The sequence below is a fragment of the Amycolatopsis japonica genome, from assembly GCF_000732925.1.
Classification (GTDB): domain Bacteria; phylum Actinomycetota; class Actinomycetes; order Mycobacteriales; family Pseudonocardiaceae; genus Amycolatopsis; species Amycolatopsis japonica.
In genome coordinates this window covers 6,364,298-6,385,724 of record NZ_CP008953.1, presented here as the reverse complement: position 1 = coordinate 6,385,724, position 21,427 = coordinate 6,364,298, and the positions used below count along the sequence as shown (strand labels likewise).

Below are 21,427 nucleotides of genomic sequence, written 5' to 3'. Positions count from 1 at the left end.
TCAGCTGACCCGCTCAGGTCGCCCGTCGGGGCATCGCGCGGCAATGGGTGCTGGTCACCCCGGTGCGGCGAGGCGTGGGAGGGTCCGGACAGACCGCCGATGTGACCGGCGAGTAGCTGAACCGATCACGGCGATTCCGGTATCTGAGCAGGGAAATCTTCGACGGGCGCGAAGGACCCGGCCTTGTGGAGCCGACTGTCCGGAGCTGTAGGTTGGGTCTGGGCCTGTACAGAGTCGTGCCGGTCGCGGTGTCAATCTCGCTACAGTGGAGAGTTGCCTCAAATGAGCTCGACGGGAGTCTCGTCCCTGCCCGGAAAAGATGTCGGCACCGAGGATGGCGCCCGGCGCCGGTCGGCGAACCCGGAGCAGATCCGGGACGACCTGATCGACGCCGCCGCGGCGTACGCCCCGGAGATCGGCGACCTGATCCGCCTTTACTACCGGCACATCCCGGCCGAAGAGATTCTCGGTGACGACCCGGTCGACCTCGTCGGCGCCGTCCGCTCGCATCTGCAGCTCGCGAAGGACCGGATGCCCGGCCGTCCCGCGGTGCGGTTGCTGAACCCGACGGGCCCCGAAGACGGCTGGACGCGTGAGGCCACCGTTGTGCAGGTCGTCACGGACGACATGCCGTACCTGGTGGATTCCGTCGCGGCCGAGTTCGCGCGGGACGGGGTGCAGGTGCAGCGCATCGTGCACCCGATCGTCGTGGTGAGCCGGGATCTGACCGGCGAGCTGCTGGAGGTCCACCCGGACGCCGACCCGGCTGAGCCGCCGGCGAATTCGGCGGCCGAGTCGTGGATGTACATCGAGATCGACCTGGTCACGGACCCGAACCGGGCCCGCGAGCTGGACAACCGGCTGTCGTCGGTGCTGGGTGACGTCCGCGAGGTCGTCGAGGACACCGACAAGATGACGGAGACGGCGCGCCGTCTCGCCGACGAGCTGGACGGGAACCCGCCGCGGCTGCCCGGGCACGAGGTCGCGGAAGGCGCCCGGCTGCTGCGCTGGCTGGCCGAGGGCCACTTCACCTTCCTGGGCTACCGCCGTTACGAGCTGATCGACAACCCGCACCCGGACAGCGACGAGCCCGCCCTGCGCGCGGTCCTCGCCACCGGCCTGGGCGTGCTGCGCCAGGACAGCCTGGCCGCGCGCAGCCTCACCGCCGGGCCGGACACCGCGGCCTCCGCGCTCGCGCCGACGCTGCTGGTGCTGACCCAGGCGAGCGCGCCGTCCACCGTGCACCGCCCGGTGTATCCGTACTACGTCGGCGTGAAAACGTTCGACGACAACGGGAACGTCACCGGCGAGCACCGGTTCCTCGGCATGTTCACCACCACCGCGCTGCACGAGAACGTGCTCGACATCCCGGTGGTCTGCAACCGCGTCCGCGAGGTCATCCACCGCGCGGGCTTCCCGATGGAATCCTTTTCCGGCCAGCGGATGCTCGAAGTCCTGCAGAACTGGCCGCGCGCGGACCTGTTCTCGGCCGACACCGACTCGCTGTACTCGACGACGACGGGCGCGATCACGCTTTCGGATCGCAGACGGCTGCGCCTGTTCCTGCGCCGCGACCCGTACGGCCGTTTCTACTCGTGCCTCGTGTACCTCCCGCGCGACCGCTACACGACCCGTTCGCGGCTCGCGATGCAGGAGGTCCTGCTCGAAGAACTCGAAGGCACGCAACTGGAATACAGCGCGCGCATCGGCGAGACCGTGCTCGCGCAGGTGCACTTCATCGTGCACACCGATCCGTCGCAGCGCTCCGAGCCGGACACCCTGCGCATCCAGGAACGGCTCAACGAAGCCGTTCGCAGCTGGGACGACCGGATGGTCGAGGCGATCCTCGCCGAGCGCCGCGAGCGCGCCGGGGACAGTGGCGTCGCGATCGGCCTGCTGGTCGAGGAGTCCGCGGGCGAACAGGGGCAGCGGTTCGCCGCGGTGTTCCCCGAGGGCTACAAGGAGGACTTCACCGCGCTCGAAGCGCTGGCGGACCTCCGCGCCCTGGAGTCGCTGACCGACGAGGGCGACCTGTCGATGTCGTTCTACCTGCCGGCCGACGCCGAGGCGGGGGAGCGGCGCTTCAAGCTGTACCTGCGCGGAGAGGGCGTCACCCTGTCCCAGGTGCTCCCGGTCCTGCAGCGGATGGGTGTCGAGGTCGTCGACGAGCGGCCGTACGAACTGCGCCGCGAGGACGGCGGCCGGTCCTGGATCTACGACTTCGGCCTGCGGATCGACCCGCAGGTCCTCGACCACGCGGACAGCGATCTCCGCACCCGCTTCCAGGACGCCTTCCACGCCGCCTGGCGCGGCGACTGCGAGGTCGACGGCTTCAACGGTCTCGTCCTGCGCGCCGGGCTCACCTGGCGCCAGGCGGCCATCCTGCGGGCCTATTCGCGGTACCTGCGCCAGACGAAGATCCCGTTCTCGCAGGAGTACATCGAGAACACCGTCCTCGCGCACACCGACATCGCGACCGCGCTGGTGCGGCTGTTCGAGACCCGCTTCGACCTCGCGCTCGGCGACGAGGCCCGCGCGTCGCAGGCCGATCAGCTCACCACCGAGATCGGCAAACTGGTCGACGAGGTGACGAGCCTCGACGAGGACCGGATCCTGCGACGGCTGATGTCGGTCATCCTCGCCACGCTGCGGACGAACTACCACGTCACCGACGGGGACGGGAACTCCCGCCAGTACCTGGCGCTCAAGCTCGACCCGAGCGCGGTGCCCGAGCTGCCCGAGCCGCGGCCGAAATACGAGATCTTCGTGTATTCGCCCCGGATCGAGGGTGTGCACCTGCGCTTCGGCGACGTCGCGCGCGGTGGCCTGCGGTGGTCCGACCGCCGGGAGGACTTCCGCACGGAGATCCTCGGCCTGGTCAAGGCGCAGGCGGTCAAGAACGCGGTCATCGTGCCTGTCGGCGCGAAGGGCGGCTTCGTCGTGAAGCGTCCGCCGACGGCCACGGGCGACCCCGGCCTGGACCGCGACGCCCAGCTGAACGAGGGCATCGCCTGCTACCGGATGTTCATCTCCGGCCTGCTCGACGTGACCGACAACCGCGTCGAGGGCAAGACCGTCCCGGCGCCGCGCGTGGTCCGCCACGACGGCGACGACAGCTACCTCGTGGTCGCCGCGGACAAGGGCACCGCGAAATTCTCCGACATCGCGAACGAGGTCTCGGCGAACTACGGTTTCTGGCTCGGCGACGCCTTCGCGTCCGGTGGCTCGGTCGGCTACGACCACAAGGCCATGGGCATCACCGCGAAGGGCGCTTGGGAGAGCGTCAAACGCAACTTCCGCGAGCTGGGCAAGGACACCCAAACCGAGGACTTCACCGTCGTGGGCATCGGCGACATGATGGGTGACGTCTTCGGCAACGGGATGCTGCTCTCGAAGCACATCCGCCTCGTGGCCGCCTTCAACCACATGCACATCTTCCTCGACCCGAACCCGGATTCGGCGACGTCGTTCGCCGAACGGCGTCGGCTGTTCGATCTGCCGCGCTCGTCGTGGGAGGACTACGACCGCTCGCTGATCAGCGAGGGCGGCGGGATCTACTCGCGGTCGGCGAAGACGATCCCGGTCAGCCCGCAGGTCCGCGAGGCGCTCGGCCTCGGCGAGGACGTCACGAAGCTGGCGCCCAACGACCTGATGCAGGCGATCCTGCTGGCGCCGGTCGAGCTGCTGTGGAACGGCGGCATCGGCACCTACGTCAAGGCCGAGAACGAGACCCACGCGGACGCGGGCGACAAGGCCAACGACGCCCTGCGCGTCAACGGCAACCAGCTTCGCGTCAAGGTCGTCGGCGAGGGCGGGAACCTGGGCCTGACCCAGCTCGGCCGGATCGAGTTCGCCCGCACGGGCGGCAAGATCAACACCGACGCGCTCGACAACTCGGCGGGCGTGGACTGCTCCGACCACGAGGTCAACATCAAGATCCTGCTGGATCACCTGGTCTCGACCGGATCGCTGGACGCCGAGCAGCGCAACGAACTGCTGGAGCAGATGACCGACGAGGTCGGCGAGCTGGTGCTGGCCGACAACTATCGGCAGAACGCGGTGCTCGGGGTCAGCCGGGCACACGCCGGCCCGATGGTCTCGGTGCACCAGCGGCTCGTCGCGGCGCTGGTCGCGAAGGGCGCCTTCGACCGCAAGCTCGAAGCGCTGCCGAGTTCGGCGGAGTTCCGCGCGCTGGAGAAGGCGGGCGAGGGCCTCACCTCGCCGGAGCTGGCGACGCTGCTCGCGCACGTCAAGCTCGACCTCAAGGACGAACTGCTCGCCAGCGAACTGCCGGACTCCGAGGTGTTCTCGCGCCGCCTGCCCGAGTACTTCCCGAAGCCGCTTCGGGAGCGCTTCGGCGACGCGATCTTCCAGCACCCGCTGAAGCGCGAGATCATCACGACGATGGTGGCCAACGAGGTCGTCGACGGCGCCGGGATCTCGTACGTCTTCCGCCTGATGGAGGAGATGAACGCGACCGCGACCGACGCCGTCCGCGCGTACGCCGTGGTCACCCACGTGTACGACCTGCCCTCGCTGTGGGCGCAGATCGACGCGCTGGACAACGTCGTGCCGACCGAGGTCGCCGACGAGATGATGCTGGAGACCCGCAGGCTGCTCGACCGGGCCGCCCGCTGGTTCCTCACCAACCGGCCGCAGCCGCTGGCCCCGCTCGCCGAGATCAACCGGTTCGGCCGGGTCGTCGGCGAGCTGGCCCCGAGGGCACACGAGCTGCTTCGCGGTGTCGAGTGCGCTTCGGTGGACGCGAACACCGAGCGGCTGATCGGGAAGGGCGTCCCGGCGGAACTCGCCGGACGGGTGGCGCTGCTGCTGCACACCTACGGCCTGCTCGACGTCACCGACGTCGCGGAGCTGGCCGAGCAGCAGGCGGGGATCGACGCGGTGCACACCCCGACGGAGACGGCGGGCCTGTACTACGCGCTTTCCGACCACCTCGGCATCGACAAGATGCTGACGTCGATCAGCGGTCTCGAACGCGGCAACCGCTGGCACGCGCTCGCGCGGCTGGCGCTGCGGGACGACGTCTACGGTTCCCTGCGGACGATCACGCTGGACGCCTTGCGGCACAGCGATTCGGGCACCGACCCGGACGAGAAGATCGCCCACTGGGAGAAGACGAACGCCTCGAGGCTGCAGCGGGCCCGGGTCGCGCTGGACGAGATCAGCCAGTTCGGCAAGCTCGACCTGGCGACGCTGTCGGTGGCGGCGAGGCAGATCCGGAGCACGGTGAGGTAGTGAGCTACATTTCCCTGATCCGGCCGCGCTGGTCGGATATGGACGTCTACGGGCACGTCAACCACGCGAACATGGTGACCCTGCTCGAAGAGGCGCGGATCCCGCTGTTGTTCGGGGACGCAGTCCGCGCCGGGCTCACCGAACTGCCCAAGGGCATCGTGGTGGTGAAGCTGGCCGTCCATTACCGTTCGCCGATCGTGGTGTCCGATCAGGACATCCGGGTGGAGATCTCGTTGAAGGACTTGAAGCACGCCAGCTTCACCCTCGGCTACCGGGTGCATTCCGGGCCCGCCGAGGCCGACAAGGTCGCGGTCACCGCCGAGACGGTGCTCGCGCCGTTCGACACCGCGTCCGAGCGGCCCCGCCGGCTGACCGAGGACGAACGTGCCTTCCTGGAGAAGGGGTTCGCGGATGCCTGAGCTCGTCATCCCGGACGCGGGCGACCGCGAAACGCTCGGCGCGTTCGTGGCCAGGGCGGTCCGGCTCGACCAGAACACGCTGGTGCGGTTGCGGCAGCGCGGTGACGGTGTCGTCGAGGCGTGGTGCGCGACGCCGTTCGAGGTCCTGGCCACCAGGGCCGTCGCCGGTGACATCACGCCGTCGGACATCACCGTGTCCGGGAACGAGCTGCTCGCCGCGCTGACCGTCGCCGGTGGCGAGCGGATGGATCCGGGCCCCGCCCGCGACCTGATGTGGCATTCCGAGCTGCCCGCTCCGGGCCGCTGGCAGCTGGTGGACGAACTGCCGGCGACGGTGATCTCGGAGCTGGCCGATCGCGGGGTCACCCTCGCGCGCGACAACGTGGGCCCGCACGGCACGCCGCCGGCGTCGCTGATGGACCAGGCGGTGCTCACCGTTTCGGGCAACGAGCTGGAGATCAAGGTCCAGATGCGGTGCCTGTTCGCGTTGTCGGGGATGGGCTTCGTGGACTCGTCGATCGACGGCGACGTCGTCCGGGTGACCGCGACGGATTCGTGGATGCGCATCGACGCGCGGTACGGCGCCGTCCTCAAGCGCCGCCACGCGCTCCTGCCGCTGCTGTTCTGACGGGTTTCTTACCGCATGACGCCGCGGGTGGCTTCCGGCCGCCCGCGGCGTCATGCTGTCTCCATGAACGACAAGGACGGGGACGACCCCACCGCGGACTTCCTCGCCGAGGTCCGGCCGGAGGAGACGCCGTGGCGGACCGAGCGCCCGCCGGGTGAGGAGGCGCCCGAACGCGCCGAACGCCCGGAGAAGTGGGGCCGCGCCAAGAGCGCCGGGCGGGCCGCGGCGAAGGCGGCGCCCTACGTCCAGGCCGCCGCGCTGGCGACCTGGATCGTCTCGGGCACCCTCGATGACGACTCCGGCGACTCCGGTTTCGGCGACATGGGCTCGGGCGAGGCTTAGAGCTTTCCCCGCATCGCTTTCATGCGCTCGATCTCGGCGGTCTGGCCAGTGATGACCTCCTGCGCCATCTCCTGCGCCTTGATCTCCACGCCCTTGCCGAGCTGGGCTTCGGCCATGGTCAGCGCGCCCTGGTGGTGCGCGATCATCAGGTCGAGGAACAGCTTTTCGAACGCCGCCCCGTTCGCCGCGCGCAGATCCGCCAGCTGGGCCTCGGTCGCCATCCCTGGCATGAGCGCGTGATCGTGCCCGCCCCCGTGGCCCGCGTGCCCTTCGCCCGGCACCGGCTTGCCGCGATCGGCCAGCCAGGTCTTCATCATCGTGATCTCGCCGTCCTGCGCGACCGAGATCCGCCCGGCGATCGCCCGGATCTGCTCGTTGGCCGTCTTGCCCGGCACCAGGTCGGTCATCACCTTCGCCTGCTGGTGATGGGGGATCATCATCGTCATGTACTCGACGTCGGCCTCGTTGGGCTGATCGCGGTTCACCGGACCGCGGGAGCCGGTGCTCGCCTGTTCGCCGGGTTTGCCGGGGGCGATCACCGGCGCGCTCTGGGCCGGTGCGGCGGGCTCCGCGTCACCGGTGCAGCCCGAGACGAGGAAAGCGGCGGCGACCAGCGCCGATGTCAAACTTTTTCGCATCCCGGGAGTTCCTCCGTTGGTCGGTATCTGCTGAGCCTAAATAAGGAATAAGGTGCGCGTAAAGCTGGGTGGAAGGAGAGCCATATCGTGCTGCAGCCTGGGCTGAAACGTCGCTTGACCAGGGTCTTCGTGTCGGCGGCCGCGGTCGCCGCCCTCGGGGCCTCCAGCGCGCTCGCCGCGCCGGCCGTCGTCGCCGAACCGTCGGCGACCGCGATCCCGGGTGTGGACGAGATCGTCCACAGCCCGAATCTCCGGTCGATCGCGAACGTCCCGCAGCAGGGACCGTTCACCAAGGACTCGACCGGCACCGACATCGCGTTCACCAAGGGCCACGCGATCATCGGTACCTACGACGGGTTCAACGTCTTCGACGTCCGCAACCCGTACCGCCCGAAGATCGTCAGCCAGGTCCTGTGCCCCGGCGGGCAGAACGACGTGTCGATCTCCGGGGACCTGCTCTTCCTGTCGACCGACTCGTCGCGCAGCGACAACTCGTGCAACAGCGTCTCGAAGCCCGCGTCGGACAAGTCGGCGTGGGAGGGCATCAAGATCTTCGACATCTCGAATCTCGCGGCGCCAAAGTACGTCGCGGCGATCGAGACCGACTGCGGTTCGCACACCAACACCCTGGTGCCGGACAAGCGCGGCAAGGACGTCTACATCTACGTCTCGTCGTACGCGCCGGCGGCGAACCTGCCCGACTGCCAGCCGCCGCACGACAAGCTGTCCATCATCAAGGTCCCGGTGAAGGACCCGGCGAAGGCCTCGCTGGTCGCGACGCCGGTGCTGTTCCCGGACGGCGGCAACGAAGGCGGCGCCAACCCCGACGGCACCCGCCGTTCGGCGACCACCGGTTGCCACGACCTCACGGCGCTGCCGGAGAAGGACCTGATGGCCGGTGCCTGCATGGGTGACGGCGTCCTGCTCGACATCTCCGACCGGCTCAAGCCGCGGGTCATCAACCGGGTCCAGGACAACGTGAACTTCGCGTTCTGGCACAGCGCCACCTTCAACAACGACGCCACCAAGATCGTCTTCACCGACGAACTCGGCGGCGGCGGGATGGCGACCTGCCTGGAGAAGTTCGGCTCCACCCGCGGGGCCAACGGCATCTACCAGATCACCGGTCGCGGCGACGACCGCAAGCTGGAGTTCGTCAGCTACTACAAGATCCCGCGGCTGCAGTCCGAGACCGAGAACTGCGTGGCGCACAACGGTTCGCTGATCCCGGTGCCGGGCAAGGACATCATGGTCCAGTCCTGGTACCAGGGCGGTGTCTCGGTGTGGGACTTCACCGACGCGAAGAACCCGAAGGAGATCGCGTTCTGGGAGCGGGGCCCGCTCTCGAACGAGAAGCTCGTCGGCGGTGGGACGTGGTCGACGTACTGGTACAACGGCTACATCTTCTCGTCCGACATCGTGAAGGGCCTGGACGTCCTGGACCTCAACGACTGGCGGACCTTCCCGGCGAAGCTCGTCCGGCAGAACCAGTTCAACGCCCAGACGCAGTACAAGCTGCACCCGGGCTTCAACAACAACTGACCCGGTAACGCGCCATGAAAGGTCCTTTCCTTGCAAATTTTGCAAGGAAAGGACCTTTCATGGCGCGCGGGGAGGGGCTCAGACGAGCCAGGCGGCCGCGTCCGGCGGCAGTTTCCCGTTCACCAACGGCACACTGGACAGCAGCACCTCGCCCGGCGGCAACGCGATCGGGCTCGCCGACGTGTTCAGCGCGCAGACCAACCCGCCACCGCGCCGCCGGAACGCGAAACAGCCGGCCGGGGCGCCGTACCACTCCAGCTCGTCCCCGCGGAACGCCTGGTGCGACTTGCGGATCTCGATCGCCCGCCGGTACAGCGACAGCGTCGACGCCGGAGCCTCCAGCTGCGCTTCGACGGTCACCGACGCCCACGAGGCGGGCATCGGCAGCCACGTCCTCGGGTTGCGCGAGAAACCGAACGGCGGCAGGTCGCCTTCCCACGGCAGCGGCACGCGTGACGCGTCCCGGCCGAACTCGGCACCGGAGATCTTGGCGCGCGGATCCGCGACCGCGTCGGGCGGGATGTCGACGTTGCCGAGCCCCAGTTCCTCGCCGTTGTACAGATAAACCGCTCCGGGCAGCGCCAGTTCGACGAGCGCCATCGCCCTGGCGCGCCGGACGCCGCGTTCGCCGCCGCCGTACCGGCTGACCTGGCGCCAGACGTCGTGGTTGCTCAACGTCCAGGTGGCGGGGGCCCCGGCGGCCTTCGGCACCGCCAGGGACCGCTCGATGGCCGTCCGCAGCGCGTCCGCGTCGAAATGCGTGAGCACGAGCCGGAAGTTGAACGCCAGGTGCAGTTCGTCCGGCCGCAGATAGCGGGCGAGGCGTTCCTCGTCGGTCACCCAGATCTCGCCGACGGCCATGGTGCCCGGGTATTCGTCGAGCACCTTGCGGATCATCTGGTGGATCTCGTGGACGCGGTCGTTGTCGAAGCGCGGATCGTAGAACTCGCTCGGCCCCAGCGGGTTCACCCGCGGGTCCATGTCCGGCAGGCCCGGCGGTTTCGCCATACCGTGCGCGACGTCGACGCGGAAACCGTCCACACCGTGGTCCAGCCAGAACCGCAGGGTCCGCTCCAGATCGGCGGCGACCTCGTGGTTGGCCCAGTTCAGATCCGGCTGCTGCGGCGAGAACAGGTGCAGGTACCACTGGCCGTCCGGCACCCGCGTCCACGCCGGGCCGCCGAACGAGCTGACCCAGTTGTTCGGCGGCTGGTCGCCGCGCGGGCCGAGCCCGTCACGGAAGATGTAGCGATCCCGCTCCGGGCTGCCCGGCGGCGCCGCCATCGCCGATTTGAACCAGGCGTGGGTGTTGCTGGTGTGGTTGGGGACGACGTCGACGGTGACCTTGATGCCGCGTTTGTGCGCTTCGGTCAGGAGCACGTCGAAATCGCCGAGGGTGCCGAACATCGGGTCGACGTCGCGCGGGTCGGCGATGTCGTAGCCGTGGTCGGCCATGGGGGAGCGGTAGAACGGCGTCAGCCACAGCGCGTCGACCCCGAGCAGCTCCAGGTACCCGAGCTTGCCGCGGATGCCTTCGAGGTCACCGACGCCGTCCCCGTCCGAATCGGCGAACGAGCGCACGTAGACCTGGTAGAAGACCGCCTGGGCCCACCAAGCCACGTCGCGTTCCATCACACGAAACTGTTCATCATGCTGTTGGCGGCCATCTCCAGGTACGCCCACAGCTGCCCGCGGTAGGGCTCCTCGATGTTCTCCTCGTCGACCGCGATCTTGATGCAGCGCAACCAGGCGTCGCGTTCGATCGGGCCGATCTTGAACGGGGCGTGCCGCATCCTCAGCCGCGGGTGACCGCGCTGGTCGGAGTAGGTGTGCGGGCCGCCCCAGTACTGCATGAGGAACAGCCGGAAACGCTCCTCGGCCGGGCCGAGGTCCTCCTCCGGGTACAGCGGGCGAAGCACCTCGTCGACCGCCACTTCGGCGTAGAACCGCGCGACGATCCGGGTGAACACCGGTTCACCGCCGATGGCTTCGTACAAGGTGGTGGGATCAGGTTCGGTCACGGACACAGCTCCATTCTGCCCTTGTCCTACTGCGAGGCCGGGCCGGACGACATAAAGCGCCCCAGAGGTGGCTCGAAGCCTGCTTCGTCGAGCGCGGCGAGCAGGTGCGCCCGCAGCGCGCGCTGCACGGACCACTGCTTGCCCGGCCGGACCTTCACCGTCAGCCGGAGCTTGATGCCTTCGGGCGTGACGGTCTCCACACCGAGCATCTCCGGCGGTTCCAGCACGTTCGGCGAGAGGCTTTCGCTCTCCAGGAGCGTCTTCGCCTTCTCGGCCATCAGTTCGGTGGCCTTCTCGACGTCGGCGGAGTAGCTGAGCGGGACGTCGACGACGGCCACCGCGAAGCCCTGGCTCGAGTTGCCGACCCGCAGCACCTCGCCGTTGCGGACGTACCAGACGGTGCCGTTGATGTCACGCAGGGTGGTGATCCGGAGGCCGACGGCCTCGACGGTGCCGGACGCCTCACCGACGTCGACGACGTCACCGACGCCGTACTGGTCCTCGATCATCATGAACATGCCGGACAGGAAGTCCTTGACCAGGTTCTGCGCGCCGAACCCGAGCGCCACGCCGACGATGCCCGCCGAAGCGATGATCGGCGCGAGGTCGATGCCCAGTTCGCCCAGCACCAGGATGAACGCGAGGCCGTAGATCAGGAACGTGGCCATCGACTTGAGCACCGAGCCGATGGTGGCGGCGCGCTGACGGCGCCGTTCCATCACCGCCGACCCGAGCACCTCGGGAGCCCTCTCCCGCAGCGGTCTCAACAGCGCGGGCAGCTTCGAGGAGCCGCCGCCGGGCATCCGCGTCACGCGGTTGATCAGACGCCGCACCAGGTACCGCAGCAGGAACGCCACGGCGACGATCATCAGGATCCTGAGCGGCTTCGTCAGCAGCCAGCCTGCCGACGCGGAGAGCCATTCGTTCTTTGTGACCTGGAACACCTGGTAGCACAGGCTGCCGGCTTCGCGCGTGCAGGCCGGGGGTTCGGTGGGCAGCAGGTTCACGGAGAGGAAATGTCCTTTCGTACTCGGCGGGGATCGGTCACGCCACACGCCCCGGCGGATGCGAAACACCCAACTTCATGTGGCCGCCGGGTCGCGCGCATGTGACACGTCCAGTAACACACGTGCACTTTGGGGCTGATCTGTGGTCGACTATGCCTGCACCGGTGGAGGTGGTCGAGTGCCAGACCGACAACCCATCCCCCTCGGCGTCCCGAGCCAAGCCGTGGCCGGACAGGCGCCGGAGGTCGTGTTGCGCGCCCATCCGGGAGGTGCCCCCTCGCACGGGGCTCCACCGGGCGGGCCGGGAACGCGGCCAGGGGGTGTTGCCCGCCCGCCCGGACAGCGTAGAGGGCGGGATCCGTCGACTACGGCGGCACCCACTACGACGTCGTGGGGCCGCAGACGGGTATTGCTGTTGAACGCCACGTTCGAACCGCTCACGGCGCTGCCGTTGCGGCGCGCGGTGGTCCTCGTGATGTGCGGCAAGGCCGAGGTGGTGCACGGAGACCCGGCGGGGCTCGAACTGCACGCCGCCACGGTCTCGCTGCCCGTGCCTTCGGTGATCCGGCTGAGCACCTACGTGCGCGTGCCCTACCGCGCGCAGGTGCCGCTGACCCGGGCCGGGCTGATGCACCGCGACCGGTACCGCTGCGCCTACTGCGGAGGGCGGGCCGAGACCATCGACCATGTCGTCCCGCGCAGTCGCGGAGGTCCCCACAGCTGGACGAACTGCGTGGCGTGCTGCGCCAAGTGCAACCACCGGAAGGCGGACAAGCTGCTTTCCGAGATCGGCTGGCGCCTGCGCGTCGTGCCGAGGGCCCCGCACGGGCCGCACTGGCGGCTGCTCGCGCATTCGAAGGAGGCCGACCCGTTGTGGCGGCCGTACCTGGGAACCGCGGCCTGACCCGGTCCTGAACACGTCGGCGCCCCGGCTGCCTTTCGGCGGCCGGGGCGGGCCGATGACGCCGTGGTGAAGCTCGCTACGAGTACGCCGTCCCCTACGAACCGGTCGTGCTCGGACTCAGGCGGCGAGAGAGAAGTCGCTCTGGCAGGTGACGCGGGTGCCACGGGTGACCCGGGTGCCGCGAGTGACACGCGTGCCGCAGGTGACGCGGGTGCCGGCCGTCACGCGGGTGCCTCGGGTGACTCGCGTGCCACGGGTGACGCGGGTTCCGGCGGTGACGCGGGTGCCACGCGTGACGCGGGTTCCGCGGGTGACCCGGGTGCCGGCGGTGACCCGCGTACCGCGAGTGACACGAGTACCGCGCGTAACCCGTGTGCCCGCCGTCACACGCGTACCGGGGACGAATCCAATTTCGAAGAGTGACGAAATGTCGTCGATGATCGCCTGGCCGGGTGTCTGGGTGCTCTGCATGACATATCCTCCTGCGACCGGTGCGTTACCTGCTGGGGTGGGGGAGCTGGGCGCAAGGCCCGTACAGGTGAAAAAGCTACGAGGATTTCAAGGCCGCGACAAGACGACAGCGCCGGGTGCGGCCGCCCGTACGTTGAGTTGCAACCTTTCGGCCTTGAGGGCTTCGCCCCAACGTGGGAGCGCTTTCGCGGCAAGCGGCGGACGGCCCCCTCCGGACGACGAGCGGTAGGTACCGAGGCGCAAGGCCGTGCGAGCGGGTGCGGTCCCACGCCATCGGATACGCTCACGCGCGTGAACCTTGTCGAGACGATCCTGGTCTTCGCGGTGATCCCCTTGGCCATCTACGCGCTGTGCGGGGTGGCCACGCTGCGGTCGAAGGGCGCGGGCGTCGCCCGGTACCGGCCGGGGCAGCCGTGGGAGTACCCGGCCATGTGGTGGAGCGCCAACCCCGACGGTGTCGGCGCGAGGCATTCGCACGCGAACGAGGGCGGCGCGACCGCCGTCGTCGCCGCGGACGGAGCGACGGTGACGGGAGGCGCTCGTGGCAACTGGTGAACTGACCCATTCGTCCACCGCTGTTGACGAAGAGCCCGGTTACGGCGCCGCCGTTACCTCGAGCGGCCGGATTTCCGCCGCCAAGATGTACGAACCGGCTGGGCCGATCAGCCCATTCACGACCCAGCAGCTCGCCCGGCTGGACGAGGCGCTGACGCTCGCCAGCCGCGAGACCGGCCTGGACTTCAGTGTGTACCTGGGTGACCTCGGCGAGGACACCCGCGCCACCGCCGAAGGTCTGCTGGCCTCGACGGACAACGCGGCCGACGGTGTCGTCATCGCCGTGTCGCCCGGCCAGCGGGCGATCGAGGTCGTGACGGGCTCGCAGGCCCGGCACCGTCTGCCCGACCGCGGCGCGAAGCTCGCCGTGGCCAGCATGGTGGCCTCGTTCAAGGAAGGCGACCTCGTCGGTGGCCTCGTGAACGCCCTCCGCATGCTGAGCGACCAGGCGGGCGCTCCGCAGCACTGACGCTCTTCAACCCGCTTCAAGTGCAATGAAAGGTCCTTTCCTCGCAAAATTTGCGAGGAAAGGACCTTTCATTGCGTTACGGGACTAGTTGCCGGCCTGCGAGTCGAACTCACGGGCGGCCAGCGCCCGCACGATCCCGGCCCGGCCTTCCGACACGAGACGGCGCAGCGCCGCCGGGTGCTCCCCGGCCAGCCACTCGTCCGACGCCGTGACCGTCGCCGGCTCGACGGCCCACGACGGGTACAGCCCGACCACGGTCGGCTGCGCCCGCTCGCTGGAGCGCCGCTGCCACACCTCGTCGATGACCTCGAAGTAGCGCGTCACGTAGTCGCCTAGCAGGTGCTTCTGGCCCGGGTGGGAGAAGCCGGTGATGAGCGAGTCGCTGACCGCGTTGGGCAGCTCGTCGTCGTACACCGCCCGCTGCCACGCGTCGGCCTTCGCCTCGGCGGTCGGCCGCAGCGCCCGTGAGCGCTCCGCCTGGCGCCGTCCGGCGGCGGTGTCGTCCTTGCCGAGCTCGGCGTCGATCTCGGGGTTCTCGGCCTTGCCGTGCGCGACCAGCGCGTGCAGCAGCCGCCAGCGCAGGTCGGTGTCGACGGTCAGGCCCTCCAGCGGCGCCGTGCCGTCGAGCCAGCCCGCGATGATCGCCAGCGTCTTGTCGTCGAGCACGCAACCGGCGAGCGAGTTCACGAACGCGAGCTGGTGGTCCGAACCGGCCTCGGCGCCCTGCGCCAGCTCCAGCAGCCGCGCGGAGAACTCCGGCCAGCCCTTGTCCGCCGCCCATTCCGGCTTCGCGTACGAGTTCAGCGCCGTCTGCGCCTGCAGCAGCAGCCGCTGCACCACGCCGACCTCGGTCTCGGTGTGCACGCCACGCTGCACCAGCGTGACGAAGTCGCGGGCCTTGAGCTCGGCCTCGCGCGTCATCTCCCACGCCGCCGACCAGCACAGCGTGCGGGGCAGCGGTTCGGTGATGTCGGCGATGCGGTCGATCAGCGTGGTCAGCGACGCCGGGTCGAGCCGCATCGTGCAGTAGGTCAGGTCGTCGTCGTTGACCAGCACGAGCTTGCCCGCCGGGAGACCGACCAGCCCCGGCACCTCGGTGCGCTCGCCGTCCACGTCGAGCTCGACGCGGTGCTTGCGGACGATCTTGCCGTTCTCGTCCTCGTCGTAGACGCCGACCGCGACGCGGTGCGTGCGCAGCTCACCGGCACCCGGCTTGGCGCCGGTCTGGGTGACGGCGAACGCGGAGTACGTGCCGTCGGCGCCGATCTCGTAGCGCGGGCTCAGCGAGTTGAGACCGGTGGTCTCCAGCCACTGCGCGCTCCACCACGACAGGTCGCGGCCCGAGGCCTCTTCCAGCGCGCCCAGCAGGTCCGCCAGGGTCGCGTTGCCCCAGGCGTGCTTGCCGAAGTAGACCTTCAGGCCTTCGAGGAAGTGCTCCAGCCCGACATAGGCGACGAGCTGCTTGAGGACGCTCGCGCCCTTGGCGTAGGTGATGCCGTCGAAGTTCACCTCGACCGCGTGCAGGTCGACGATGTCCGCGGCGATCGGGTGCGTCGAGGGCAGCTGATCCTGCCGGTACGCCCACGACTTCTCGATGTTCGCGAAGCTGGTCCACGCGTTCTTGTACTCGGTGGCCTCGGCCTGGGCCAGCACGCTCGCGAAGGTCGCGAACGACTCGTTCAGCCACAGGTCGTCCCACCAGCGCATGGTGACCAGGTCGCCGAACCACATGTGCGCCATCTCGTGCAGCAGCGTCTCGGCGCGGCGCTCGTAGGCGTAGCGGGTGACGCGGCTGCGGAAGACGTAGTCCTCCAGGAAGGTGACCGCGCCGGCGTTCTCCATCGCGCCCGCGTTGAACTCCGGCACGAACAGCTGGTCGTACTTGGAGAACGGGTACGGGGTCGCGAACTTCTCGTGGTAGAAGGCGAAACCCTGCTTGGTCTCGGTGAACAGCTTGTCCGCGTCCATGTGCTCGGCGAGCGAGGCGCGGCAGTAGATGCCCAGCGGGATCGTGCGGTGGGAGTCGGAGAATTCGTCGCGCCACTCGCTGTACGGGCCCGCGATCAGCGCGACCAGGTAGGTCGAGATCCGCTCGGACACCTTGAACACGGTGCGGACGGCCCCTTCCGGGGTCTCCTCCGTGGATTCGATCAGCGCGTTCGAGATGACCTTCCAGTCCTTCGGCGCGATCACGGTGAGCCGGTAGACCGACTTGAGGTCGGGCTGGTCGAAGCAGGCGAACATGCGCTTCGCGTCCGCGGTCTCGAACTGCGTGTAGAGGTAGACGCCGTCGTCGACCGGGTCGACGAACCGGTGCAGGCCCTCGCCGGTGTTCATGTACCGGCAGACCGCGTCCACGACGAGCTCGTTCGACTCGGCGAGCCCGGGCAGCTCGACGCCCTTGTCCTCGACGTACCCGCTGACGTCGAGTTCCGTCCCGTTGAGGACGGCCGACTCGATCCCCTCGGCGACGATGTCGACCCACGACGCTTCGCCGCTTCTGGCGCTCGCGAACTTGATCGTCGTCTTCGACGTGAAGGTCTTCTCACCGGGACCGCCACGGCCGTCGGTCAGATCCAGCTCGATGTCGTAGGACTCGACGTCGAGCAGTTCCGCGCGCAGCTTGGCTTGGTCTCGGGTCAGGTTGGGGGCGGGCACTGGCACCTCTGGTCATCGGTATCGGTTTTGGTTTCCAACTACAGGCATCCAATCATGTCGGAGCCCGTGCTGACGACGGGAACAACGCCGACGGCGGCGATGTTGGCCGCTGTGTAGCACTGTGTGTGTACCGGACCACCCCAAGACGATGGCACTGGGAGAACCTGATGACCGCCCCGTCCGAGAAGACCAAGGTCGACTTCTACTTCGACCCGATCTGCCCCTTCGCCTGGATCAGCTCGCGTTGGATCCTCGAAGTGGAGAAGCACCGCGACCTCGACCTGAGGTTCCGGATCATGAGCCTGTCCGAGCTCAACAGCGGCCGTGAGGACCTGCCTGAGCAGTACAAGGAGCTGCTGGAGCGTGGCTGGGGCCCCGTCCGCGTCGCCACCGCGCTGGCGCAGAAGAACGGCGAAGAGGCTCTGCGCGACTTCTACACGGAGTTCGGCACGCGCCACCACAACCAGGGCGACAAGGACATCCCGAAGGTCATCAAGGAGACCCTCGAGGCCATCGGTGCCCCGGCCGAGCTGGCCGAGGCCGCCGAGTCGACCGAGTACGACGAAGCGCTCAAAAAGAGTCACTACGAAGGTATGAATCCGGTCGGAATGGACGTCGGCACCCCGACCATCCACATCGACGGTGTCGCGTTCTTCGGCCCGGTGCTCAGCTCGATCCCGCGGGGCGAGGACGCCGTCAAGGTGTTCGACGGCGCCCGCGCGCTGGCGAGCTACCCGGACTTCTTCGAGCTGAAGCGCACCCGGTCCGGTGAGCTGAACTTCGACTAAGGGGTTTCCAGGGCGCCCCTGGTGACATCTTCGGGGTAGGAGGACCTCGCGACGGCTTCGTCCGTCGTGAGGTCTCCCGCCGCGATCCCGCTCTTGAGCGCGACGAGTTCGCGCAGGCCGTCGCGGTGCTTCTCGATGAACGCGGTGTCGACGGGGTCTCCGTGCCCGGCGACGATGATCTTCGGCTCCAGTGCGAGGATCGCGTCCATCACGCCCGGCCATTCGGCCAGGAAGCTGCCGTCGTTGAAGGAGAACGCGCTGAAGCCGGCTTCGGCGTTCTCGACGGCGTCGCCCGCGTAGATCACGCCCGCGTCGGGCACGTGCACGAACAGGTCGTGATCCGTGTGGGCCCGGCCGAGGAAGCGCAGCACGACGGTACGGCCACCGAGGTCGATCTCGGCGGTGTCGACGACGGGTTTGTCCGGCAGGGTGATTTCGGTGCGCTCCAGCGCCTCCGCCATCTCCGGGCGCTTCTCGCCGAGGTAGTGCTGAATCCATTTGAGCCGTGCGCCGTCGCCGTAGGTGGTCAGCTCGGTCAGGCACCCTTCGTGCGCCCAGACGTCGCACGGCAGGAACGCCGTCGTGCCGAAGGCGTGATCGAAATGCGCGTGGGTGTAGACGACCGACCACGGCAGCGGCGTGATCTCCCGCACCGCCGCGGCCAGTTCGGCACCCTGGTCGACGTCACCGCGCACGTCGACGACCAGGCAGCGTTCACCGCCCACGACGAGGCCGACGGTCAGGTCCAGCTCCTCGTAACGGCGGGCGTACACGCCGTCCGCGAGTTCGAGCCAAGTCACGAATCCTCCAGAATTCCGTTGCGCAGCACGGGAACCGTGCCGCTCGTGTCGAGCTCGGCGGCGAGGGCCACGTCGTTCGCGTGCCCGGCCGCGGCGAGCTCGCGCCCTGAAGAACACTCTGTCAGTGCTTCGGCGATGTCGATCGCTTTTGCCGCGACGGCGGCGAGACGGGCTTCGGCGGACAGGCGGCCGTAGCCGTCCAGCGCCGCGACGATCGCGCCCGCGCCGAGCTGGTCCTCGACGCACGGCCTGAGCGGCCCGAAAGTCTTGGCCTCGGTGCGCAGGTCGATGCCCCAGCGTTCCCCGGCCGGGATGACACCGATCGGTCGTCCGTCCGCGAGGTGAGCCGCGCGAGCGGCGACGGCGGACGCGTTGCGCAGACAGCCCGCCAGAACTTGGGCACCGGTCGTGGCGGCGGCGTCGCAGAGCGTGGCGCCGTTGGGCGATGGCAGCGCCAGGAGCGTGCCGGAAGGGATTTCCGTCACAGACGAAGGTCGCAAAGTCCATTCGCTTTCACCCGCGAGGATGGCGCCCCGCGCTTTCGCGGCCTCCTCGCCGCGGTGATCGCGCCAGCGGACGGGCAGCACGCGGCCGCCGTTGCCCAGCACGAGATCCGTTGTGGTGCAGAAGGAAAGCACGTCGACCACGACGAGCACGGCGCAGTCCGCGCCCAAGGCGGCGACACCCTCGGGTCCCCATTCGAGCCTGATGTCCACCCCCACAGCATGCCCGCGCCGGAACGTGATGGCAGACTCCGCGCTGTGCGTGTTTACCTTGGCTCCGACCATGCCGGTTTCGAACTGAAGAACCACCTCGTGGCCCACCTCAAGGAGCAGGGCCACGACGTCGAGGACGTCGGCCCCTTCGTCTACGACGCGGCCGACGACTACCCGGCGTTCTGCATCGAGGCGGCCCGCCGCGTCGTCGCGGACGAGGGCAGCCTCGGCATCGTCGTCGGCGGCTCCGGCAACGGCGAGCAGATCGCGGCCAACAAGGTGAAGGGCGCTCGCGCCGGCCTCGCGTGGAGCGTCGAGACCGCGAAGCTCACCCGCGAGCACAACCACGCCCAGCTGATCGGCGTCGGCGCGCGGATGCACACCACCGAAGAGGCCACGGAGATCGTCGAGGCGTTCCTCGCGACCCCGCCGAGCCCGGACGAGCGCCACGGCCGCCGCGTCCAGCAGATCCTGGACTACGAGAACACCGGCTGGCCGCCGCCGCTTCCCGAGCACTGACATGCCCGAGGGGCATACGCTCCATCGCTTGGCACGTCTGCACAAACGCCGCTTCGCCGGTCACCCGGTCGAAGTGTCCAGCCCGCAGGGGCGGTTCGCCGCCGAAGCGTCCCGTTTGGACGGCCGGGTGCTGGTGAAGGCCGAGGCGTACGGAAAACACCTGTTCCACGACTACGGTCCACTCGGGACGGTGCACGTCCACCTCGGCCTCTACGGCGCGTTCTCCGACGAGCCGCTGCCCGCTCCCGAGCCCGTCGGGCAGGTGCGGATGCGGCTGGCCGGCCCGACGCATTTCGCCGACCTGCGCGGCCCGACCCGGTGTGAACTACTCGACACGCCGCAGGTCGACGCCATCAAAGCGCGGTTGGGCCCGGATCCGCTGCGGCGTGACGCCAAGCCGGACAAGGCGTGGGAGCGGATCTCGCGGTCGAAGACGTCGATCGCGGCCTTGCTGATGGACCAGTCGGTGCTCGCGGGCGTCGGCAACGTGTATCGCGCCGAAGTGCTGTTCCGGCACGGTGTCGCCCCGCTCGTGCCGGGCCGCGCGCTCGATCGCGGGCTGTGGGACGACCTGTGGGCGGATCTCGTGACGCTCATGCGGCACGGTGTCCGGGTGGGACGGATCGACACGGTCGCGCCGGAGCATCTGCCCGAGGTCACCGGCCGCGCGCCGCGGCAGGACCGGCACGGCGGCGAGGTCTACGTCTACCGCCGCGAGGGGATGCCGTGTCTCGTATGCGGGACGGCGGTGCTGCGGAGCGATCTCGCGGCGCGGAACCTCTTTTGGTGCCCGACCTGCCAGCCCGCCTGAGGGGCTTCCCGGATGCCATGAAAGGTCCTTTCCTTGCGAAATTTGCAAGGAAAGGACCTTTCATGGCGTTTGCGGGGCGGGGCGCGGGCTAGAAGTCGAAGCCTCCGCCGTCGAAACCGCCGCCGTCGAAACCGCCACCGTCGAACCCACCGGCGTCCCCGCCCATGTCGCCTCCGGCGTCGCCCGCGTCACCGCCGGCACCCGCGTCCTCCTGGCCCGCGTCGTAACCCGACTCCCAGGCCGACGCGCTCGCGATCCCCGCCATCCCGGAGAACATCGCGCTGAACAGCAGCATCGAGCCGAGACCCCAGGCACCGGCGACGAGCGCGGGCTTCCACCACGGCTCGCTGTACCAGCCCTGCGGCACCGGACGGCCCGCCACGCGGCCACCGGGGTAGTAGTGCGGCGTGCGCTGGCTCGGGTCCGGCGAAGCCTCGTAGTGCTCGCCCTCGACGTCCACCGAGCGGTACTCGGTGACCTTGCCCGCCCGATCGCGCTCTTCGCTGCCGGGCAGTTCCGGACCGGGGTCCATGCCCATCGCGAGCCGCGCCGCGCGGACGTAATAGAGCCCCTCGATGGCGGTCTCGCGCACCAGCCGGGCCTGCTCGACGGTCTGCGCCTGCTCCATCTGGGAGCCGGCGGCGGTGAAACGTTCGGACGCGTCCGCCATCGCCTGCTGGGAGGCGGTGTCCGTGCCGGTGAGGTTCATGACCTGACCGCCCAGTCGTTCGACGAGGCGCCGTGCGTCCGCCTTCGCGTCGTCCAGCTGGCGCTTCTTGGCCGCCGCCTGGGATTTCGCGAAGTAGATGCCGCCGCCGACCACGACGACGAGGAGCACGATCAGGAAGATCGCGGTGCCCATGGGTTCAACTCCAGGAATCGT

General features: G+C 69.0%; 19 protein-coding genes. 11 read left to right on the top strand and 8 right to left on the bottom strand.

The features are described from left to right. Window positions 1-282 precede the first annotated feature (282 nt). The 4 genes from AJAP_RS29570 to AJAP_RS29555 all read left to right on the top strand — a co-directional run bounded on the left by AJAP_RS29570 (window position 283) and on the right by AJAP_RS29555 (window position 6,645). Window positions 283-5,256: an NAD-glutamate dehydrogenase gene (locus tag AJAP_RS29570; protein ID WP_038517377.1), complete on the top strand. Its 4,974-nt coding sequence runs from the start codon at window positions 283-285 to the stop codon at window positions 5,254-5,256. Continuing rightward, the gene (locus AJAP_RS29565; RefSeq protein ID WP_038517375.1) at window positions 5,256-5,675 is read left to right on the top strand and encodes an acyl-CoA thioesterase; all 420 of its coding nucleotides are present in this window, start codon (window positions 5,256-5,258) and stop codon (window positions 5,673-5,675) included. Before AJAP_RS29570 ends, AJAP_RS29565 begins: the two co-directional genes overlap by 1 nt. After that, the gene (locus AJAP_RS29560; RefSeq protein WP_037347649.1) at window positions 5,668-6,303 is read left to right on the top strand and encodes a hypothetical protein; all 636 of its coding nucleotides are present in this window, start codon (window positions 5,668-5,670) and stop codon (window positions 6,301-6,303) included. Before AJAP_RS29565 ends, AJAP_RS29560 begins: the two co-directional genes overlap by 8 nt. Window positions 6,304-6,366: 63 nt before the next feature. After that, window positions 6,367-6,645 carry a hypothetical protein gene (locus AJAP_RS29555; RefSeq protein ID WP_016332302.1) on the top strand — a complete coding sequence of 93 codons (279 nt, stop codon included), beginning with the start codon at window positions 6,367-6,369 and terminating at the stop codon, window positions 6,643-6,645. Here the strand turns inward: AJAP_RS29555 and AJAP_RS29550 are convergent. Further along, a complete protein-coding gene (locus tag AJAP_RS29550) occupies window positions 6,642-7,283 on the bottom strand; it encodes a DUF305 domain-containing protein (RefSeq protein WP_038517373.1) in 642 nt (213 codons plus the stop codon). The two genes, AJAP_RS29555 and AJAP_RS29550, sit on opposite strands and share 4 nt — an antisense overlap. An 87-nt stretch (window positions 7,284-7,370) precedes the next feature. Between AJAP_RS29550 and AJAP_RS29545 the strand changes: the two genes are divergently transcribed. After that, window positions 7,371-8,825, top strand: a complete 1,455-nt coding sequence (locus tag AJAP_RS29545; RefSeq protein WP_038517371.1) for an LVIVD repeat-containing protein — start codon at window positions 7,371-7,373, stop codon at window positions 8,823-8,825. Between the two features lie 78 nt (window positions 8,826-8,903). Here the strand turns inward: AJAP_RS29545 and AJAP_RS29540 are convergent, their stop codons facing one another. The 3 genes from AJAP_RS29540 to AJAP_RS29530 are packed head-to-tail and all read right to left on the bottom strand — an operon-like array spanning window position 8,904 to window position 11,853. Next, a complete protein-coding gene (locus AJAP_RS29540; protein WP_038517369.1) occupies window positions 8,904-10,457 on the bottom strand; it encodes a glycoside hydrolase family 13 protein in 1,554 nt (517 codons plus the stop codon). Further along, window positions 10,457-10,852 (bottom strand): globin, encoded by a 396-nt coding sequence (locus tag AJAP_RS29535; protein ID WP_038517366.1) that lies wholly within the window; start codon window positions 10,850-10,852, stop codon window positions 10,457-10,459. Before AJAP_RS29535 ends, AJAP_RS29540 begins: the two co-directional genes overlap by 1 nt. A gap of 20 nt (window positions 10,853-10,872) precedes the next feature. Continuing rightward, window positions 10,873-11,853, bottom strand: a complete 981-nt coding sequence (locus tag AJAP_RS29530) for a mechanosensitive ion channel family protein (RefSeq protein ID WP_038517363.1) — start codon at window positions 11,851-11,853, stop codon at window positions 10,873-10,875. Window positions 11,854-12,262: 409 nt separating this feature from the next. On the opposite strand from AJAP_RS29530, the gene AJAP_RS29525 reads away from it, so the two are divergent. The 3 genes from AJAP_RS29525 (at window position 12,263) to AJAP_RS29510 (ending at window position 14,252) form a co-directional block, all read left to right on the top strand. Continuing rightward, window positions 12,263-12,757: an HNH endonuclease gene (locus AJAP_RS29525; protein ID WP_007034711.1), complete on the top strand. Its 495-nt coding sequence runs from the start codon at window positions 12,263-12,265 to the stop codon at window positions 12,755-12,757. Window positions 12,758-13,519: 762 nt separating this feature from the next. Continuing rightward, the gene (gene ctaJ, locus AJAP_RS29515; protein WP_037347636.1) at window positions 13,520-13,783 is read left to right on the top strand and encodes an aa3-type cytochrome oxidase subunit CtaJ; all 264 of its coding nucleotides are present in this window, start codon (window positions 13,520-13,522) and stop codon (window positions 13,781-13,783) included. Continuing rightward, on the top strand, window positions 13,770-14,252 hold the full coding sequence (locus AJAP_RS29510; protein WP_038517360.1) for a DUF5130 family protein: 483 nt from the start codon (window positions 13,770-13,772) through the stop codon (window positions 14,250-14,252). The genes ctaJ and AJAP_RS29510 overlap by 14 nt, the downstream gene beginning before the upstream one ends. Window positions 14,253-14,336: 84 nt before the next feature. On the opposite strand, the gene pepN is transcribed toward AJAP_RS29510, so the two are convergent. Next, window positions 14,337-16,910 (bottom strand): aminopeptidase N, encoded by a 2,574-nt coding sequence (gene pepN, locus AJAP_RS29505; protein ID WP_038517357.1) that lies wholly within the window; start codon window positions 16,908-16,910, stop codon window positions 14,337-14,339. Between the two features lie 167 nt (window positions 16,911-17,077). Here pepN and AJAP_RS29500 point away from each other — a divergent pair, with 167 nt between their 5' ends. Next, the gene (locus AJAP_RS29500) at window positions 17,078-17,698 is read left to right on the top strand and encodes a mycothiol-dependent nitroreductase Rv2466c family protein (protein WP_037347628.1); all 621 of its coding nucleotides are present in this window, start codon (window positions 17,078-17,080) and stop codon (window positions 17,696-17,698) included. On the opposite strand, the gene AJAP_RS29495 is transcribed toward AJAP_RS29500, so the two are convergent. Both AJAP_RS29495 and AJAP_RS29490 read right to left on the bottom strand, forming a co-directional pair. Further along, complete coding sequence (locus AJAP_RS29495) at window positions 17,695-18,498, bottom strand: MBL fold metallo-hydrolase (RefSeq protein ID WP_038517354.1); 804 nt, start codon at window positions 18,496-18,498, stop codon at window positions 17,695-17,697. The two genes, AJAP_RS29500 and AJAP_RS29495, sit on opposite strands and share 4 nt — an antisense overlap. Continuing rightward, the gene (locus AJAP_RS29490) at window positions 18,495-19,214 is read right to left on the bottom strand and encodes a 2-phosphosulfolactate phosphatase (RefSeq protein WP_228694619.1); all 720 of its coding nucleotides are present in this window, start codon (window positions 19,212-19,214) and stop codon (window positions 18,495-18,497) included. The genes AJAP_RS29495 and AJAP_RS29490 overlap by 4 nt, the downstream gene beginning before the upstream one ends. Window positions 19,215-19,259: 45 nt before the next feature. Between AJAP_RS29490 and AJAP_RS29485 the strand changes: the two genes are divergently transcribed. After that, window positions 19,260-19,733 carry a ribose-5-phosphate isomerase gene (locus tag AJAP_RS29485; protein WP_007034718.1) on the top strand — a complete coding sequence of 158 codons (474 nt, stop codon included), beginning with the start codon at window positions 19,260-19,262 and terminating at the stop codon, window positions 19,731-19,733. Window position 19,734: 1 nt separating this feature from the next. Then, a complete protein-coding gene (locus AJAP_RS29480) occupies window positions 19,735-20,544 on the top strand; it encodes an Fpg/Nei family DNA glycosylase (RefSeq protein ID WP_038517351.1) in 810 nt (269 codons plus the stop codon). Window positions 20,545-20,632: 88 nt separating this feature from the next. Here the strand turns inward: AJAP_RS29480 and AJAP_RS29475 are convergent, their stop codons facing one another. Beyond that, complete coding sequence (locus AJAP_RS29475) at window positions 20,633-21,406, bottom strand: hypothetical protein (RefSeq protein WP_037347625.1); 774 nt, start codon at window positions 21,404-21,406, stop codon at window positions 20,633-20,635. Window positions 21,407-21,427: the final 21 nt, after the last annotated feature.